We start from the raw sequence: 17,290 nt of genomic DNA on the forward strand, positions 1-17,290 counted from the left end.
TCGAACGGGAAGCGTACGCTCACCGCAGTTGCGAGCTAGGAGTGAGCATGGCCGAGTCGCGCGAGCACACCTTCACCGGCGCCAAGGGCCGCATCACGGTCCGCGCATGGCCCCGTGACCTGCCCCGATACCTCGCCATCCTGGTCCACGGCTACGGCGAGCACATCGGCCGCTACGAGTACGTGGCCGGCCGCCTCGTCCGCCACGGCGCCGCCGTCTACGGCCTCGACCACATGGGCCACGGCAGGTCGGAGGGTGATCGGGCGCTCATCGAGGACTTCGAGGACGTGGTCACCGACGTGCACACCGTCGAGGAGCAGGCCAGGGCCGACCATCCCGGCGTCCCCGTCGTCGTGATCGGCCACTCGATGGGCGGCATGATCGCCGCCCGCTACGCCCAGCGCTACGCCTCCGGCCTGACCGCGCTCGTCCTGTCCGGGCCGGTGATCGGGGAGTGGGCGATCGTGCCCGAACTGCTCACGTACGAGGAGCCGCCGGACACCCCCATCGACCCCGCCACCCTCTCCCGCGACCCGTCCGTCGGGGCCGCGTACGCCGAGGACCCGCTGGTGTGGCACGGGCCGTTCAGGCGCACGACGCTGGACGCGTTCGCGACGGCGCTGGACACGATCGCCAAGGGCGGCACGTTCGGCGCGCTGCCCACGCTGTGGGTGCACGGGGAGGACGACCAGCTCGTCCCGCTGCCCGGCAGCCGCTCGGGCATCGACGCCGTGAGAGGCGGCGACCTCACGGAACGGATCTACCCGGGGGCCAGGCACGAGGTGTTCAACGAGACCAACAAGGACGAGGTCCTGGCCGACGTGACCTCCTTCATCGACCGCACCCTCCCCACCGGACCCTTCTGACCCCCTTCTGACCCCTGCGATCCCTCTGGCCCGTCGCGATCCCTGACCCTCGGACTCCTGCGACCCCTCCGTTCCCTCCGACTCCTCCGAGAGTGGCGCTCTTCGGCTCGGCGGGAGCGCCGCCCCTCAGCATCGGCGGGAAAGCCGGCCTCCGCGTCTGACCGAAGATCCTCCGGTACCGCAAGTCAGGCCGGTTGCCGGGTCACTTGACGAGCAGCCAGGCATGCCCTGAGCCGCTGGTCCGGGTGAGCTCGACCTTCCAGCATCCCGGCTTCGGGAACACGAACCCGGTGCCCCACTCCTGCCCGGGCCGCCTCCAGTTCGATCCTCCGTGCTGCTCAGGCCCCCAGGCCAGCTTGGCGGTGCTCCCGTCCGGCAGCGTGGCGCGTACCCGCAACGGCCCTTCACCGGTCATCCGCCACACGATCTTGATCTCCTTCTTCCGGCTGAGCGGGGGCTGCCCGACGAACAGCAACCCCCACAACTCGGCGCCCTGAGCCGTCCCCCGCACCTCAGGAAACCCCTCACCCAGGAACACCGGCGTGCCGTTGCACCCTTTCCCCTCGCTCACCACGGGAGTCGCCCCACTCGCGGAAGGAATCGCCGCCGGGCTCCCCTCCGGGGCTGCCGTGCCGCTCTCGCCGGCGGACCGGGCCGTACCGGAAGCCCTGGCAGCGCCCTCACCCGACCCGCCCCCGCCCGCACACCCGCCGACGACCCCCACCACCACCGAACAGACCACCAGCACCCGCAGCGCCCTCACCCGCAGGCCGTTGCCACCGAGCAGGCCACCACCACTGAACAGCCCGGCAGCCCCCACAGCGCGCTCACTCCGGACCCTCCACCGCCGCACCATCAACCTCATCAACCTCATCGCCGCAACCGCCCCTTCCCTTCACCTCCCTTACTCGCGCTCAACGGGAAAGGTTCCGAAGGGGACGATTCATCTCTCTTCCCTCTTCGCGCCCAGCGGAAAGGTCCGCCACTGAGGTCGTACCAGCGTCATCCCTCGAACACGGGCAGCATGAGCGACGACGGATGCTCCGCGTCATGAAAGATCTCGAAGCGCGTCGGCCGGGTCCGCACCGCTTCCCCCACCGGCTCCCCGGTCCCGTGGTTGCGCGCGAACCGGGGGAACGCCCCGCCCGCCACCTGCACCCGCAGCCGGTGTCCGGGCTGGAACCGGTACCCGGTCGGCTGCAACTCGACCTCGGCCCTGACCACGCCCTCTTTCCCGGGCGGCAGTCGCAGGATGCCGTCGGTGACGTTGCGCGACACGCCGTCCCGATCGACGTCGCACAACCGGACGAACAGGTCGGCGTACCCGGTGTCGGTGCGTACGTGGACGGTGGCCGTGACAGGCCCGATCAGGTCGAGCCGGCGGGGGAGCGGCGCGCCGGTGTAGACGAGCACGTCGGGGCGAGCCTCGACGGCGCGGTTGTCGCGCTGCTTCGACTCCCGCATGTCGAGCAGCGGCCCGCCGGGCGAGCGCGTGGGACGCGCGGGATCGTAGGTGAACCCGTCGGGCCCGCCCGTCCCCGGCCCGTCCCAGCCGAGCGCTCGACGACCCAGCAGGTGCAGCTCGGCCGGTACGGAGCGCGGCGGCGGCCAGCTGTCGAAGTCGAGCCAGGCGCCGGCCCCTTGGAGGTAGAGCCGTACCGGGGAGCGCTGGAGCTGGGCGGTGTCTCCGAGCAGGTGCGCCGACAACCAGGACACCTCCTCGGCCAGGAGCGCCCGCATTGCGCCCAGGTCGTGCCCCCAGGGGCCGATCAGGATCCGGCTGTGCCGCCCGGCCGCGCGCAGGGCCGCGAAGTCACGCAGCTGCGCGGGCAGCAGCAGGTCCCACCAGCCGGTCACCATGCTGGTCGGCGTATTCATCGCGGCGGCGGTGGCGGTGTGGTCGGTGTCGGCCCAGAAGGGGTCGTCCGCCTCGGTGTGGGCGGCGGCGTCGCGCAGGAACGGCACCCGCTTGCCGATGGCGGCCATGTCGGACCGGCCGATCGGCACGTGCGCCATGGCGCGCCGCACCCGGCTCTCGCGGCGCGGGTTCGGCAGCAGCCCGCTCAGCCACGCGTCCTCCTGCGTGCCGAGCAGCGCCGCCCAGGTCAGCAGGTTGTGCAGGGCGAACACGCCGCCCGGATAGAACGTCGTCCTGAACTCGCCGGCCGTCACCCCCAGGCACATGGCCTCCAACGGCGGGTCGAGGTAGGGGCCGATCGCCCACTGCGTGTACCCCAGGTAGCTCGCCCCGGCCGTCGCCAGCCGCCCGTCGCACCAGGGCTGCTCGCGCAGCCAGGCGGCGGTGGCGAGACCGTCCTCCTTCTCCTGGCGGAAGGCCGAGAACCGGCCGCCCGAGCTGAACGTGCCCCTGACGTCCTGCACGACCACCTGCATGCCGCGCCGGGCCAGCACGCGGGCGGTGCCGGTGACGTCGAGCTTGTGCTTGCCGTACGGAGTCCGCAGCAGCACCACCGGGAGCCGCTCGGACCCGCGCGGACGGTAACGGTCGGCGCGCAGGACGACGCCGTCGGGCATCGGCACGCGCAGCTCACGGACGACCTCGATGTCAGGCGTCGTGGCCTCGGGCAGACCGAGGAGTCGGTCGAACAGCCGGCTGAGCATGCCCATGACAGATCCTTTCGCTCCCGGCCCAGAGTACGACTCACCAGGCAGCAAATGCGGACATACCCGACACCGTCTCGGAAACGCTCGCACGAGGACGATGACTTTTCCGCCCGCCCTGGGTCTGCACCTACGAGGAGGCGTTATGGACGAGCATGGACGGGCGCTGGCGGCGGGCGTGGCGCTGCTGGAACGAGCCATCGACTACACCCTCGGCAGCCTGCGCGCTGTCACCCCATCCGCGCTCTGCCGCGCCACACCGTGCGCCGGCTGGAACCTGCAACGGTTGCTGGACCACATGACCGACTCCCTGCAAACCCTCAACCAAGCCGCCACCGGCCCCATCCCGCTTTTCCCGATCCCCACCGACCCCAGCCACCTCTACCCCCCACAGCAGCCTCTCGAAGGCAGCATCGCCACCCACGGCCGCTTGACCGGTCCGCCACCGGGCCCGCTGTCACCGGGTTCGCTACCGCCTGGGCTGCCGTCATCTGGGCCGCTGTCACCTGGGTCACTGTCACCTGGGTCACTGTCACCTGGGTCACTGTCACCTGGGTCACTGTCACCTGGGCTGTCGTCACCTGAACTGTCGTCATCCGGACCGTCGTCGCTCGGGCTGCCGTCATCGGGATTGCCGTCATCGGAGTCGCGGTCGTCCGGGCCGCCGTCACCGGGTCCGCTGTCACCCGGGACGCTGTCACGCGGTTCACCGTCGTCCGGGGCGCTGTCACCCCGCCTGCCGTCACCAAGACCCTTGCCCCCCGGATCATCGTCACCCGGATCATCGTCATTCGGATCATCGTCACCCGGACCGCCTTCGCTCGGGCCGTCTTCGCTTGGGCCGTCTTCGTTCGGGCTGCCGTCACCCGCCCCGACATGGGTGGGCAACCCAGCCCTCCTGGTGCGGGACGGTGCCACGGAGGTGCTCGGGCGATGGGCCGCCATGGCCGGCGACGACCTCGTCCCCGTAGGAGACCGGCACCTGACCAGCCCGATGGTGGCCGCGATCGGCGCCATCGAGCTCACCGCGCACGGCTGGGACGTGGCCAGGGCCTGCGGCGAACACCACCCGATCCCACCACTCCTGGCCGAGGAACTGCTCGACCTGGCCCGCCTGTTCGTCACCGCCCAGGACCGCCCAGGCAGATTCGCCCCACCAGTAGCCGTCCCCGCCCACGCGCCGCCACAGGACCACTTGCTGGCTCACCTAGGCCGCCACCCGAACTGGGCCGCCCACAACTGACCCCCGCCCGGGCCTGGTCCGCGCACAGCTTGCCCCTCACCCGGGCTGGTCCGTACACAGCTCAGCCATTACCCGGACTGGTTCGTACATAACAGTGCCGGCGGCACGGACGCCTTCACCCACAACTGAGGCCCCACCCGCCCTCACATCAACCGCTTCCACGCCGTACGATCAGCCTGTACGAAAAAGCCAGACGTTTGGTCCCGGCACGGCTATAAGCGAATACGCGACGTCACGACCGATACGGTGAGAAGATCGGAAACGGACGCCCGGCCACCACGGCCGGGAAGCCGTCGCAGGCCACACTGTGCCAAGGGGGACGGAAACCCGTCCGGCCCGGTCCGCGAGGCGAGGCGTCGGATCCGCCGCGGACAGGCCGGCCAACGTGGTGGCGACGACCGTTCTTCGTGCGGCCGTCGCCACCACCACGCCGCTCCCCTTCACCTTCATCGGTCATCCACCGACCCATCCCTCAACCAGGCGTAACAAGGCTCAACAAGGCCCGACAAGGCCCGACAAGGCCACCGCTACTCAGCCGAGGATCTCTGCCGCAGCTCGGCCGGCGGCTCAGCCGGGAAGTCCCAGGGGCAGTCAGGAGTTCAGCCGGGGTCCAAGAGCTCATGCAGGCTCAGCGGGGCCAGCCGAGGCCAGTCCGGGGCGCGCGGGGCTCAGCTGCGGGGTCGCGGGGCAGCCGGGGTCCGGCCCAGCCCAGGGCTTAACGGGGGCTTAGTCGGGGCAAGGGGAGGCCAGCCCGGAGGTCGTGGGTTAGTCGGGGGTCGAGCCAGAGTCCACGGCTCAGCGGGGCCCAGGGCTTATGCGGGGCTCAGCCGGGGCTCAGCGGCGCCGGCCGGAGGTCCAGCCCGGGCTTAGGACTCAGCGACGCAAGCCGGAACCCAATCGGGGCAGCCCGAACTCCGCCCGGGTCACTCGGAACTCCGCCCGGGTCAGCTGCAGTTCAGCCATGGTCCTAGGGCTCATGCGGGCTTAGCGGGGTTCAGCGAGCAAGCCCATGCCAGCTCGGGGAGTGCGGGCCCAGCCGGGCCTAGGGCTCAGCGGCGTAAGCCGGAGCTCAAGCGGGTCAGCTGGGGCTTGGCCCGGGGCAGCAGGAACTCCGCCTGGGGCGCCTGGGGCGGAGCTCAGCCCGGGCCCAGGGCTCATGCGGGCTCAGGCGGGGCTCAGCGGGACCAGCCGAGGCCAGTCCGGGGCCGCGGGGACTAGCGGAGGGTCTAGCCCGGCCCAGGGCTCAGCGGCGCCAGCCGAAGCTCAATCGGGGAGCCGGAACTCCGTCCGGGGCAGCCGGACTCCGCCCGGGGCAGCCGGAACTCCGCCTGGGGCAGCCGGACTCCGCCTGGGGCAGCTGTAACTCCGCCCGGGGCAACTGGGGCTTGGTCGGGGTCAGCCCGGGGCTCATTCCTCCGGCTCGTCGCCTCGGAGGACCTCCAGGACCTGGTCTCCGTATTTGGCCAGTTTGTTTTCGCCGACGCCGTTCACCTGGCTCAGCTCGGCCAGTGTGGTGGGCATGCGGGTGGCGATTTCGCGGAGGGTGGCGTCGTGGAAGATGACGTAGGCGGGCACTCCCTGCTCCTTGGCGGTGGCTCCGCGCCAGTTGCGCAGGCGTTCGAAGACGGGGGCCGCCTCGGCGGGGAGTTCGGCGGCCTGGGCGGACTTGCCGCCGGAGGAGGCCGCCTTGGCGCGGGCCGGGCGGGCGGTTTCGCGGCGTAGCATCACCTCGCGCTGGCCGCGCAGCACGGCGGCGCTCTCGTCGGTCAGGACCAGCGCCCCGTAGTCGGACTCCACCGCGAGCAGCCCCTGGGCCAGGAGTTGCCGGACCACTCCGTGCCATTCGGCGTTGCCCAGGTCGTCGCCGACGCCGAAGACCTTGAGCGTCTCGTGCCCGTGCTGCAGCACCTTGGCGGTCTTCTTGCCGAGCAGGATGTCCACCACCTGCCCGACCCCGAACTTCTGCCGCCGCTCCCGCGCCAGCCGCAGCACCGTGGAGAGCACCTTCTGCGCCGGGACCGTGCCGTCCCAGGAGGCGGGCGGGGTCTGGCAGGTGTCGCAGTTGCCGCACGGCTGCGAGCCCTTCTGCCCGAAGTAGTCGAGCAGCATGATGCGGCGGCAGGTGACGGTCTCGCACAGCGCCAGCATCGCGTCGAGGTGGAGCACCTGGCGCCGGCGGTGCGCCTCGTCGCCCTCCATCGCCATCCGCCGGTGCTGCACGACGTCGTTGAGCCCGTACGCCATCCACGCCGTGGCGGGCAGGCCGTCGCGGCCCGCGCGCCCGGTCTCCTGGTAGTAGCCCTCCAGCGACTTGGGCAGGTCGAGGTGGGCCACGAAGCGCACGTCCGGCTTGTCGATGCCCATGCCGAACGCGATCGTGGCGACCACGATCAGCCCGTCCTCGCGCAGGAAGCGGGACTGGTGCAGGGCACGGGTGCCGGCGTCGAGCCCCGCGTGGTACGGCACCGCCGCGATGCCGTTGTCGACCAGGAATTCGGCCAGCTTGTCGACCGAGGAGCGCGACAGGCAGTAGACGATGCCCGAATCGCCGGGATGCTCCGTGCGCAGGAACTCCAGCAGCTGGCGCTTCGGCTCGTTCTTCGGCGCGATGCGATAGTGGATGTTGGGCCGGTCGAAGCTGGCCACGAAGTGGCGGGCCTGGTCGAGGCCGAGCCTGGAGGAGATCTCGGCGTGCGTCGCGGGGGTGGCGGTCGCGGTCAGGGCGATGCGCGGGACGTCGGGCCACAGCTCGTGGAGCCTGGACAGCTCCAGGTAGTCGGGACGGAAGTCGTGCCCCCACTGCGCCACGCAGTGCGCCTCGTCGATGGCGAACACCGAGATGTCGCCCTTGCCGAGCAGCCGCAGCGTGGAGTCGACGCGCAGCCGCTCGGGGGCGAGGTAGAGCAGGTCGAGCTCGCCGGCCAGGAACTCCGACTCCACGAGCTGCCGCTCGTCGATGCTCTGGGTCGAGTTGAGGAACCCCGCCCGCACGCCGAGCGCCCGCAGCGCGTCGACCTGGTCCTGCATGAGCGCGATCAGCGGCGAGATGACCACCCCGACGCCCCGCCGCACCAGGGCGGGGATCTGGTAGCAGAGCGATTTGCCGCCGCCGGTGGGCATCAGGACGAGCGCGTCACCGCCGCCCACGACATGATCGATGATCTCCTGCTGGCCCTCACGGAACGAGTCGTAGCCGAAGACGCGGTGCAGGACGTCGGTGGGGGTATCCATGCGGCTACCTTACGTGTTCGCGGGCGGTCGGCTCGTCGTTTTCCGCCGACGGCGGATCGGCCGCGCAAGGGATTCGATCCTAGGCTGGAGGACGTCTCCCACGCGACCCGAAGTCGTTCAGGGGCGGCTCATGCGCGCGTTGTCGTTCTGGCGTACAGGATCAGGCACAGGGCGCCGAAAGCGCAGGCCGCCGCCACCGCTCCCATCACCGCCGGATACCCCGCGACCTGCGCGAGGCCGGCCGCCAGCAGCGGCGCCACCGCCTTGGCGACGGTGATCGGCAGCGCCAGGGCGCCGCTCAGCGAGCCGTACGCGGTCGTCCCGTACCGGTCCGCCAGCAGCGCGGGACGGGCGATCGTGGACACCCCGAACCCCAGCCCGAACAGCACCACCGACACGACCGCCCCCGCCACGCCGCGCCCGGTCAGCGGCAGCAGCACCGCCGCCAGGCCCTGGAGCGCGAACATGGCAGCGGTGATCGTCGCCACCGGCCAGCGCGTCTGGAGGCCGGTCGTCACCAGCCGCCCGGTCACGGACAGCACGCCGAGCAGCCCGGCCACGCCGGCCGCGAACACGGGCGGATGTCCCAGGGTGATGAGGTACGTCACCAGCAGCACCCCCATCACCCCCAGCGCGCCCGTCTGCGTCAGGAAGGCCGCCGCCAGCAGCCAGAACGGCCGCTCGCGCAGGGCCGCCGCGACGATCTCCCGCCGCGCGGCGTGCGGCGGCGCCGGCCGGCCGCGCAGCGCCAGCCCGTGCAGGGGCACGGCGGTCAGCGCGTACCCGGCGGCGAGGACGACCAGGGCCTGCCGCCACCCGTACAGCTCCACGAGGAACCCGGTCAGCGGCAGGAAGATGCTGGAGGCGAACCCGGCCACCACCGTCACCGCGAGCAGCGCCCGCGCCCGTCGCTCTGCGTCGAACCAGGCCACGATCACCGCGAACGCCGCCTCGTACAGCACCATCGACGACGCCACGCCGAGCAGGCCGCACGCCAGGTAGAGCTGCGTCACCGTACGGACCTGCGACCAGGCCAGCACGGCCAGCGCGCCCAGCACCGAGCCGAGCGTCATCAGCCCGCGCCCGCCGCGCCGGTCGAGCAGGCGCCCGACGAGCGGCGCCGCCACGGCGGACACCAGCACCGCGAACGTGAGCGCGCCGGTGAGCTGGGCGACCCCGGCGCCGAGGTCGCGTGACATGGGCGGGATGAGCACCGAGTACGCGTAGTAGAGGACGCCGTAGCCGGCGGTCTGGGTGATCGCGAGAGCGCCGATCATCCGTGCGGACGTGTTCGGGCCGGGGGCGATCACGTCTGGTTGGTTCCCCTTCGTACGGTGGCGACTCGGTGATTCGTATCACTTCGTCCAAAGCTGGCGTCCAGATACGGCCGCTTGGGACGGTCGCGCCTTCGGGGCTCTCTGTGCGCATAGCGTCGGAAGCATGAGCATTTCCTACGTGGTCACAGGCGGCGGGCGCGGAATCGGCAGGGCCGTGGTGGAACGGCTGCTCGAACGCGACGGGCACACGGTGGTGGCCGTCGAACGCGACAAGGAGGCCCTGTCCTGGGCCGGCCCCCGGGTCCTCCAAGTGATCGGCGACGCGGCCGACGAGGAGGTGGCGGCCTGGGCGGCCGATCTGGCGCAGGAGTCGGGTAGGCTGGTGGGCTGGGTCAACAACGCGGCCGTGTTCCGGGACCTGTCCGTGCACTCGTCGCCGATCGCCGAGGTCAGGGCGCTGATCGCGGCCAATCTGGACCTGGCGGTGGTGGGCTGCGCGACCGCCGTACGCCACTTCATGGCCGCCGGCACCCCCGGCGCCATCGTCAACGTCACCTCGCACCAGGCCACCAGGGCGGTGCCGGGCAGCCTGCCCTACTCCACGGCCAAGGCCGCCACGGAGGGGCTGACCAGGGCGCTGGCGGTCGAGTACGGCAGGCACGGCATCCGGGTGAACGCCGTGGCCCCCGGATCGGTGGCGACGGAGCGGTACGAGGACTTCCTGGCCGGCCTGACCCCCGAGGAGGCGGCGCGGGTCCAGGCCGACCTGGCCAGGCTGCACCCGCTCGGCCGGGTCGCCGCACCGGCCGAGGTGGCCTCCGTCGTGGCCCACCTGCTCTCCGACGACGCCGCGTTCGTCAACGGCGCGACCATCCCCGTGGACGGCGGCCGCACCGTGCTCGGACTCGATCCGGAATCCAGGGAATGAAAACCGTTGTCATATGGTTGAAGCGGCCATGAGAAAGAACCTGCACCCCGCCTACCGCCCGGTCGTCTTCCGTGACCCGAGCGTCGGCTTCGCCTTCCTCACCCGCTCGACCCTGACCAGCGACAGGAGCGTCGAGTGGGAGGACGGCAGGACATATCCGGTCATCGACGTGGACGTGTCGTCCGCCAGCCACCCCTTCTACACGGGCCGTGGCCGCATCCTCGACACCGCCGGACGGGTCGAGCGGTTCAACCAGAGATACGGCAAGGCCTGAGCGCCGGCCTCGTGCCTGCCCGTCAGGGCGGGCACGAGAGCACGCTCATATCCCCATGGTGTCGGCCAGCGCGTCCATCTCCGCCGCCAGCAGCGTGGCCGCCCGATGCCCCATCCCCGCGAACTGCCCCTGAACCTCCAGGCTCAAGATCCCCTGCAGCCGGGTCCACACCATGATGGTCCCGGTCAGCGCCGTGGCCGGATCGCCGTCGGGCGCGTACGCCCGCACCCACTCGGCCACGGCGGGACTCTGCTCCACCCAGCCCAGCATCTCCTCCCGCAGCGGCGCGACGGCCGGCGCGCACCGCGCCTGCCCGAACACCGGCAGGAACGGCCCCAGCACCTCCCTGGCCCGGTCGACGCTCTCCGGCGGGGCCTGGTAGCCGGGCGACGGCGTGCCCGCGAGCAGCTGGAAGACGTGCGGGTGGGCCGTGACCCAGGTCAGGAAGGCCCGCGCCAGCCCGTGCAGGCGCTCGCGTGGCCCGCCGTCTTGGATCGCGGCGCGTACGGCCGCCGCCAGCTCCGCGTAACCGTCGAGGATCAGGTCGGTGAGCAGGCTGTCGCGGCCGTCGAAGTACTTGTAGAGCGCGGGCCCCGTCATGCCGAGCTGCTTGGCCACCGCGTTGAGGCTCAGCGCCGCCGCCCCGCCGACGCCGATCTGAGCGAGCGCGGCCTGCTTGATCTCGCTTCTGACCTGCTCCCGGTAGCGCTGTCGCGGTGTTGACATCCCCTCATTATCCGGGTTCGTTCACCCCCGTGACGTCATCCGCCCGTACGACGGGAGCGGCGGCGCCGCAGCACGGCCAGGTCGATCGCGGCGACGACGGCCACCACGGCGGCGATGACGGCCTCCCAGACCCAGACCTCCGCGCCGGTGCTCATCGCGAGGACGGCGAAGAAGACCGCCGCCGCGACGCCGAGCACGAGCGCGACCAGGGACAGGATCCGGCGGGCGCCCAGCGGGCTGCGCGCGGTGACCGGTTCGGTGCCCGCGCGGTTGCGCAGCCACATGATCGTGCTCCTCTCAGGCCAGGCACCTCAGCGCGGAGGCGACGCGCGGGTCGAGGCCGTGGGAGGCGGGCAGGCGGCCCACGGTGGCCTCGACGAACTCCGGGTACGACAGCGTCGCCGTGATCCCGTCCACGGCCGCCACGACCTGGTCGGCCGACTGCTCCACCCGTACCTTGGCGTCCTGCTCGGCGAGCACGAACCGGCCCACCGCCACTCGCCAGGCCAGCCGGCCCGCGGCCTCCTGCGCGGAGACGGGCGCGCCGACGTCGTCGGCGTGGGTGGCGTACTCGGAGTCGTAGTGGAAGGCCTGCCGGCCCATCGGGTACGGCCCCGCCATCGTGTCGAGCAGGGCGTCGGGGCCGAGGGCGCGCATCTGCTCGCGGGTGGCGCCGTTCTGCGTCCGCCACTCCTCCAGGACCTCCTCGACGGGCAGGTCCGCGCGCTGCCGCACGCACCACTCGTTGAAGTCGTTGTAGCCGCCGATCCCCTCGTCGGACAGGCGGCTCATCAGCTCCTGGACGGAGCCGTGCAGACAGGCCTGGTTGTACAGCTCCTCGCCGGCCAGGTGCGCCAGCACGTCACGGACCGTCCAGCCGTCGCAGCGGGACGGGCGCAGCCATCCGGCCTCGTCGAGCCCCGAGAAGTGCCGGTCGAGCCGGGCCGCCTCGGCGTCGAAGATGTCGAACGGGTTGAGGTCTTTGAGCAGGTCGTCGGGCATACCCGGGACGCTACCCGTCAGCTGCCGACTTTCACGACCTTGTCGCCGATGGCCGACTTGACCTTGGCGTACTCGCCGGAGCAGGAGGGCGCGCGCTCGGGCGGGACCCAGCCGCCCTTGGCGATCGGGCCGTACTTGGCGGGGTCGGTGCCGTAGAGCAGGCAGGCGAACGCGGCGGACTCCTCCATGCCCGACAGATGATCGATGCCGGCGTGCCCGGCCAGCAGGTGGCGGGCCTCGGCGGCGGCCACCACGTGCTTGGGGGCGTCGGCGGCCAGCGCGAGCGCGGCGAACTGATCGGCCTGCGCGTCGCTGTCGGGCAGGCCGTTGAGCGTGGTCAGGGCGTGGCCGAGCTGGTGGTGGAAGAGCACGGACAGGGCGCCGTCCATGCGGTGCTCCTCGGCGTGGTCGCCGGTCTCCTCGGTCTCGGAGATGCCCTTGATCGTGTCGCGTACCTTGTCGACCAGCGAGTAGCACAGGGTGATCCGGCGCTTGTCGTAGTTCCAGCGGGCGGCGGGCGTGTCGCAGTCCTGGGCGACGACCTCGACGCGCTCGGGCAGCCGGAGCCGCGTCTTCAGCACGCCGCTGTCCTTCAGCAGCCGCCTGGCCTCCTCGGCGCTCCTGGAGCCGGGCTGCTCGTAGCGGACGGACAGTTCGGGGGCGGGGGCCGTCACCAGCGTGCTCGTCACGCTCAGGACGAGGGCGATCACCGGGTGCGGCATACGGGGGCTCCTTAGGGGGATCGATCATTGCAATGGGACTCACCATGCGGCGATTAAGTGATCGATAAACCTTGGGAAAGGTAAAGAACCCCGGGAATGCCGGAGGCCCGGCCCCCGAAGGGACCGGGCCTCGGCATTGTGGAGACTAGCGACGCCAGGAGTAGACCCGCACGTAGTCGGTGCTGCTCTTGGCGCCCTCGAGCTCACGGTCGCCGTTGTAGACGGCGCGGAACGTGCCGCTCTTGTAGGCGCGCGTCTTGGCGTAGAACTTGCCACTACGCGAGGTCCAGTCGCTGGCGACCCACTTCCAGGCGCTGGAGCCGTTGGCGCGGTAGTAGATGCTCACGCGCTCGCCGCGGACGCCGTCCCAGCGGAAGCGGCCTTCCTTCTCCAGCAGGCTGCCGGAGAAGTAGATCGACCGGCCCTTACGGACCTTGGAGGGGCCGGCGCTGAAGCGGGAGATCCGCGTCTCGGCCTTGCCCTTGGCGATCTCGACGGCGAAGAACGCCGAGTCCTCGGCGAGCTTCTTGCCCTCGCCGTCGAAGGCGACGGCGGTGGCCTTCCACTTGCCGGCCGGGTCGTTCTTGTTGAAGCCGATGGCGTAGCGCCAGCCCTCAAGCTCCTTGAGGCTCTTGCTGCGCATCGTGTGGAAGCCCTCGGCGGGGGCCACGCTGAACTCGACCTTCTTGACGTCCCGGCTCGCGCCGACGTCGAAGTACGCGGTCGTCTCCGCGTCGCCCTTGACCACGACGGGGTTGGGGCTGATGTCCCGGATGACGAGACGCGTGTCGTGCTTGGTGGTGGCGGCGGAAGCGGCGCCCGCGCCAGTGACGAGCATGGATCCGCCCACAAGGGCGGAAAGGATACCTACTGCGATCTTCTGCATGAGGGTGCTGATTCCTCTCCCCGTATTGACAACTTCAGACCCGGCTCGGGGGGCCAGGTCCCTCTACTACTTTGAGTCATCGGTTGGGGAAAAGGTTCGCTAAAGTTGCAGAAAATATTTGATCACAGGTTTAACCTGGGACGATGTCCAAAAAATCCTTTTTGAGACTGCCCGACCTACTACAGTCTGGCGCATGACTGACGTCTACACCCTGGGGGAGGCGCTGGGGGTCGTCTCCAGCGGACGGGTCCGGCACGAGAGCGAGGCCAGACTGGACGTCTGCGGGCCTGAGTTCACGCTGGCCATCGCCCTGGCCAGGCTCGGCCACCGGTCCGCTTACCTGGGCAAACTGGGCGCCGACGAGCTGGGCGCCAGAGCCCTGACCGCGCTCAGAGGCGAAGGCGTGGACGTCGGCGACGTGCGCGTGGCCGAGGGCACGCGCACGGGCCTGGTCCTCCGGGAGACGCGCGTGGGGCGCGATCCCAGGATGATCCACTACCGCGCGGGCTCGGCCGGCTCGCTGCTCACCCCTGGGAACGTGCCGATCGACCGGATCGCCGCCGCCAAGATGCTGCATGTGACCGGACTCACGGCGGGCCTGGGCAGGAACGCCCTGGAGGCCGTGCGCGCCGCCGTGAGCGCGGCCAGGAACGCCGAGGTGGTGATCTCCTTCTCCGTCGAGTACGTCCCCGAGCTGTGGCCCTCCGTCCGCGAGGCCGAGGAGGTGCTCAGCGAGCTGGCCTGCGCCTCGCACCTGCTCTTCCTCCGCCAGGACGAGCTCGACCTGGTCAAGCCCGCCCTCACCCCCGAGCGCGAGGTCGTGGTCGACCGGGGCGGCAAGGGCGCGAGCGTCCGGGCCGACCGGATGCGGTACGACGTGCAGGGCTGGCAGGTCCCCATCGTGGACACGTCGGGGGCGGGCGAGGCGTTCGCGGCCGGCTACATCAGCGCGGCGCTCGACGGCCTCACCCCTCAGGAACGCCTGCACCGCGGGGCGCTGCTGAGCGCCGCCGCGGTGACCAGCGCGAGCGACTGGCAGGGGTTGCCCACCAGGGCCGATCTCTACGGGTAGAGCTAGTTCACGTTGAGCGTGAACGTCGACGTCGTGTTCCTGATGTCGGTGTGGTTGTTCACGAGCCGCAGGCCGTTGATCGTGGCCGACCCGACCGCCGGGCCCTGACCCGGCTCGGGCAGCTCGTTCACCCAGATGCCGAAGCCGGACTTGGCGTCGAACGCGTCACCGCTCTTGCGCGCCCCGCTGATCGACACGTTCGTGAAGACCGTGTCCCTGATCGGGTTCAGCGGGGTGGTCGGGTTCTGGTAGCCGGTCTGGAACATGATCCCGCTGTACGTCGGGTCCACGATGTCCAGATCGCTGACCCGGATGCCCTGGAACACCTTCGAGGAGGAGAACACCCACAACGCCGGGAACGTCTGCTGGCCCCAGAAGTGCCCGCCCGCCCGGACGAGCGAGATGTTCTCGAACCTCGTGGGCGGGCTCGCGCCGAAGCCGTGCATCGGGTAGCCGAAGTCCAGCGAGCTGATCGTGACGCCCGAGTACACCAGCGTGTCGGCGATGTAGATGTTTCTGAACGTGTTGTCGTAGCCGCCGTACACGGCCAGGCCCGCCGCCCGCCAGGTGAGCAGCGAGGTCAGGTTCTCGAAGACGTTGCCGGTCTGCTCGCCCGAGTTGTGGTCGGTGGCCGAGAACAGCGCGAAGCTGTCGTCGCCCGTGGAGCGGGTCTCGACGTCGGTGACGCGGTTGCCGGTGCTGCCGTTGGTCAGGTTCAGGCCGTCGGCGAACACGTTCCTGATCCGCGCGTTCCTGATCGTCAGGTTGTCGGTGTTCGTCCCCCACAACATGCAGACCTGGTGCTCGATCCAGACGTTCTCGATCGTCAGGTTCGCCACGTTCGTCAGGTCGAACACCTTGCCGGGGCCGTCGATGCGCTCGACGTAGTTGCCGAAGTAGGCGAAGCCCGCGAACGTCGAGCCGTTGGCGGTGGCGTCCGCGCGGAAGCCGATGTCGGTGTTCTGCTGCCCCGAGGGGGCGCGGAACCTGGTGAACCAGGGGCCGGCGCCGACCACCTTGATCGCCTTGCCGTAGACCTGGAACTTGCCGGTCGTCTGGTAGTCGCCGGCGGGCAGGTAGACGCCGGTCAGGCTGGCGTCCATTCGAGCCTTGTCCAAAGCGTTCTGCACGTCCTGGTGCCCGAATCCTGCCGGTATGGCGTACTTCGCCGGGTCCGGGTTGCCGGCCTGGGTGACCTGCTCGAAGTCCACGAAGTCGATGGCGTAGGTGGAGGTGTTGGCCGCGTCCTTCTGCAGCCTGATCCTGCTGCCCGCCGGGACGGTGGTGCCGAGCAGCAGGTTCGCCTCGTCGTAGATGTGCCGGGGCGGGCCTGAGCCGGGGTTGTTGTTCGGGCTCGACTCGGCCCCGTACAGCCAGGCGTAGCGGGAGGTGAGGCTGACGGCCTTGAGGAAACCGCCGTCGACGTAGACGTTCAGGGTGGAGTCGATGCCGCCGCCGCCCGGGGCGTCGGGGATCGAGAAGCGGGTGACCAGGCTGTTCGTCGGCGCCCTGGTGGTGAACTCGACGTAGGCGCCGGTCTGGCCGAGCGTCACCGCGCGCCGCCCGGACGCCTCGCCGGCGATCGTGCCGACGTCCCTGCTGGGGCCGACGCGGGTCGCGCCACCGCCGACGGCGGCGTCCTCGGCCTCGTACGTGTCGTACGGCATGCTCGCGCCCCGCCCGATGAACAGCGGCAGCGTGCTGGTGTTGTTGGCCCGCTTGACCGGAAGTTCGTTGGCGTCGTCGGCGAGCACGGCACGCACCGTGTACTTGCCGTTCGCCGCCGTCCACGTGCCCAGGGAGACCGGCGCGGTGGTGGCTCCGGCCGCGATGGCGCCACTGGCGGCCCCGGTCAGTGTCCTGACGGCGGTCCCCGCGTCGTTGAGCACGGTGAGCGTGATGCCGTGGGAGCCGCCGGCGGAGGCCACCGTGCCCTGGTTCCTGATCGCGACGGAGAACGTCACCGTGTCGCCCGCGGCCGGGTTGCCCGGCGTCCAGGAGACGGGGGAGGCGATCAGGTCGGCCGTGTCGACCGGCCGCACGGTCAGTGTTCCGGTCGTGGTGTTGTTGCCCTCGTTCTGCTCGGGGACCGCGTTCTGCTCGTCCACCCTGGCTTCGAGCCGGTACGTGCCCGCGTCCCTGGCCCCGATGTTCGCCGACACGGTCGCGGTGGCCCCGGCGGCCAGCGCGCCGACGCTCGCGGTGCCGACCTTGTCGTCCCCGGCGTAGAAGGCCACCGAGGTGGCGGCGGAGGCGGCGCTGCCTGCGTTGCGCACCGTGGCCGACAGCGTCACCGCGTCGGTCTCGACCGGTGAGGCCGGCGAGGAGGTCAGGCCCGACACGGTCAGGTCGGGGTTGGGGGCCGGGGTGCCGGAGATCTGGAGCTCGGCGACCTGGCCGCCGGGGGCGCCGGTGTTGGCGGTGAACTGCAGGCGGACGTC

Annotated in this window: 15 protein-coding genes; 5 read left to right on the top strand and 10 right to left on the bottom strand. The window is 70.9% G+C overall.

What is annotated here, in order from left to right:
- The first annotated feature begins 47 nt into the window (after nt 1–47).
- Complete coding sequence (locus B0I32_RS51650; protein WP_106252370.1) at nt 48–866, top strand: alpha/beta hydrolase; 819 nt, start codon at nt 48–50, stop codon at nt 864–866.
- 202 nt (nt 867–1,068) lie between these two features.
- Here B0I32_RS51650 and B0I32_RS57055 read toward each other — a convergent pair whose 3' ends face one another.
- Both B0I32_RS57055 and B0I32_RS51660 read right to left on the bottom strand, forming a co-directional pair.
- Nucleotides 1,069–1,437 (bottom strand): hypothetical protein, encoded by a 369-nt coding sequence (locus B0I32_RS57055; protein WP_146178627.1) that lies wholly within the window; start codon nt 1,435–1,437, stop codon nt 1,069–1,071.
- A 431-nt stretch (nt 1,438–1,868) separates the two neighbouring features.
- Nucleotides 1,869–3,494, bottom strand: coding sequence for a CocE/NonD family hydrolase (locus B0I32_RS51660; protein ID WP_219912452.1), 1,626 nt, complete (start codon nt 3,492–3,494; stop codon nt 1,869–1,871).
- Between the two features lie 916 nt (nt 3,495–4,410).
- On the opposite strand from B0I32_RS51660, the gene B0I32_RS51665 reads away from it, so the two are divergent.
- Entirely contained in the window at nt 4,411–4,731 is a 321-nt protein-coding gene (locus B0I32_RS51665; RefSeq protein ID WP_146178628.1) for a DinB family protein, read from the top strand.
- Between the two features lie 1,407 nt (nt 4,732–6,138).
- On the opposite strand, the gene recQ is transcribed toward B0I32_RS51665, so the two are convergent.
- Together recQ and B0I32_RS51675 are read right to left on the bottom strand one after the other, a co-directional pair.
- Nucleotides 6,139–7,962 carry a DNA helicase RecQ gene (recQ, locus tag B0I32_RS51670; RefSeq protein WP_106252375.1) on the bottom strand — a complete coding sequence of 608 codons (1,824 nt, stop codon included), beginning with the start codon at nt 7,960–7,962 and terminating at the stop codon, nt 6,139–6,141.
- A 128-nt stretch (nt 7,963–8,090) separates the two neighbouring features.
- Entirely contained in the window at nt 8,091–9,239 is a 1,149-nt protein-coding gene (locus B0I32_RS51675) for an MFS transporter (RefSeq protein ID WP_106252426.1), read from the bottom strand.
- Between the two features lie 163 nt (nt 9,240–9,402).
- Here B0I32_RS51675 and B0I32_RS51680 point away from each other — a divergent pair, with 163 nt between their 5' ends.
- Complete coding sequence (locus B0I32_RS51680; RefSeq protein WP_106252377.1) at nt 9,403–10,167, top strand: SDR family NAD(P)-dependent oxidoreductase; 765 nt, start codon at nt 9,403–9,405, stop codon at nt 10,165–10,167.
- 28 nt (nt 10,168–10,195) lie between these two features.
- Entirely contained in the window at nt 10,196–10,441 is a 246-nt protein-coding gene (locus tag B0I32_RS51685) for a type B 50S ribosomal protein L31 (protein WP_106252379.1), read from the top strand.
- 45 nt (nt 10,442–10,486) lie between these two features.
- Here B0I32_RS51685 and B0I32_RS51690 read toward each other — a convergent pair whose 3' ends face one another.
- The 5 genes from B0I32_RS51690 to B0I32_RS51710 all read right to left on the bottom strand — a co-directional run bounded on the left by B0I32_RS51690 (nt 10,487) and on the right by B0I32_RS51710 (nt 13,729).
- Nucleotides 10,487–11,167, bottom strand: coding sequence for a TetR/AcrR family transcriptional regulator (locus B0I32_RS51690; RefSeq protein ID WP_106252381.1), 681 nt, complete (start codon nt 11,165–11,167; stop codon nt 10,487–10,489).
- 35 nt (nt 11,168–11,202) lie between these two features.
- Complete coding sequence (locus B0I32_RS51695; RefSeq protein ID WP_219912453.1) at nt 11,203–11,451, bottom strand: DUF6343 family protein; 249 nt, start codon at nt 11,449–11,451, stop codon at nt 11,203–11,205.
- A 13-nt stretch (nt 11,452–11,464) separates the two neighbouring features.
- Nucleotides 11,465–12,169 carry a maleylpyruvate isomerase family mycothiol-dependent enzyme gene (locus tag B0I32_RS51700; RefSeq protein WP_106252383.1) on the bottom strand — a complete coding sequence of 235 codons (705 nt, stop codon included), beginning with the start codon at nt 12,167–12,169 and terminating at the stop codon, nt 11,465–11,467.
- A gap of 17 nt (nt 12,170–12,186) precedes the next feature.
- Nucleotides 12,187–12,891, bottom strand: a complete 705-nt coding sequence (locus tag B0I32_RS51705; RefSeq protein WP_106252385.1) for a DUF4344 domain-containing metallopeptidase — start codon at nt 12,889–12,891, stop codon at nt 12,187–12,189.
- Nucleotides 12,892–13,036: 145 nt separating this feature from the next.
- Entirely contained in the window at nt 13,037–13,729 is a 693-nt protein-coding gene (locus B0I32_RS51710) for a hypothetical protein (protein WP_106252387.1), read from the bottom strand.
- Between the two features lie 241 nt (nt 13,730–13,970).
- Here B0I32_RS51710 and B0I32_RS51715 point away from each other — a divergent pair, with 241 nt between their 5' ends.
- Nucleotides 13,971–14,849 (top strand): sugar kinase, encoded by an 879-nt coding sequence (locus B0I32_RS51715; protein WP_106252389.1) that lies wholly within the window; start codon nt 13,971–13,973, stop codon nt 14,847–14,849.
- Between the two features lie 2 nt (nt 14,850–14,851).
- Here B0I32_RS51715 and B0I32_RS51720 read toward each other — a convergent pair.
- Nucleotides 14,852–17,290: CARDB domain-containing protein (locus B0I32_RS51720; RefSeq protein ID WP_106252391.1), on the bottom strand; the 2,439-nt coding region annotated here is incomplete at its 5' end.

The sequence above is a fragment of the Nonomuraea fuscirosea genome (assembly GCF_003001935.1).
Lineage (GTDB): Bacteria > Actinomycetota > Actinomycetes > Streptosporangiales > Streptosporangiaceae > Nonomuraea > Nonomuraea fuscirosea.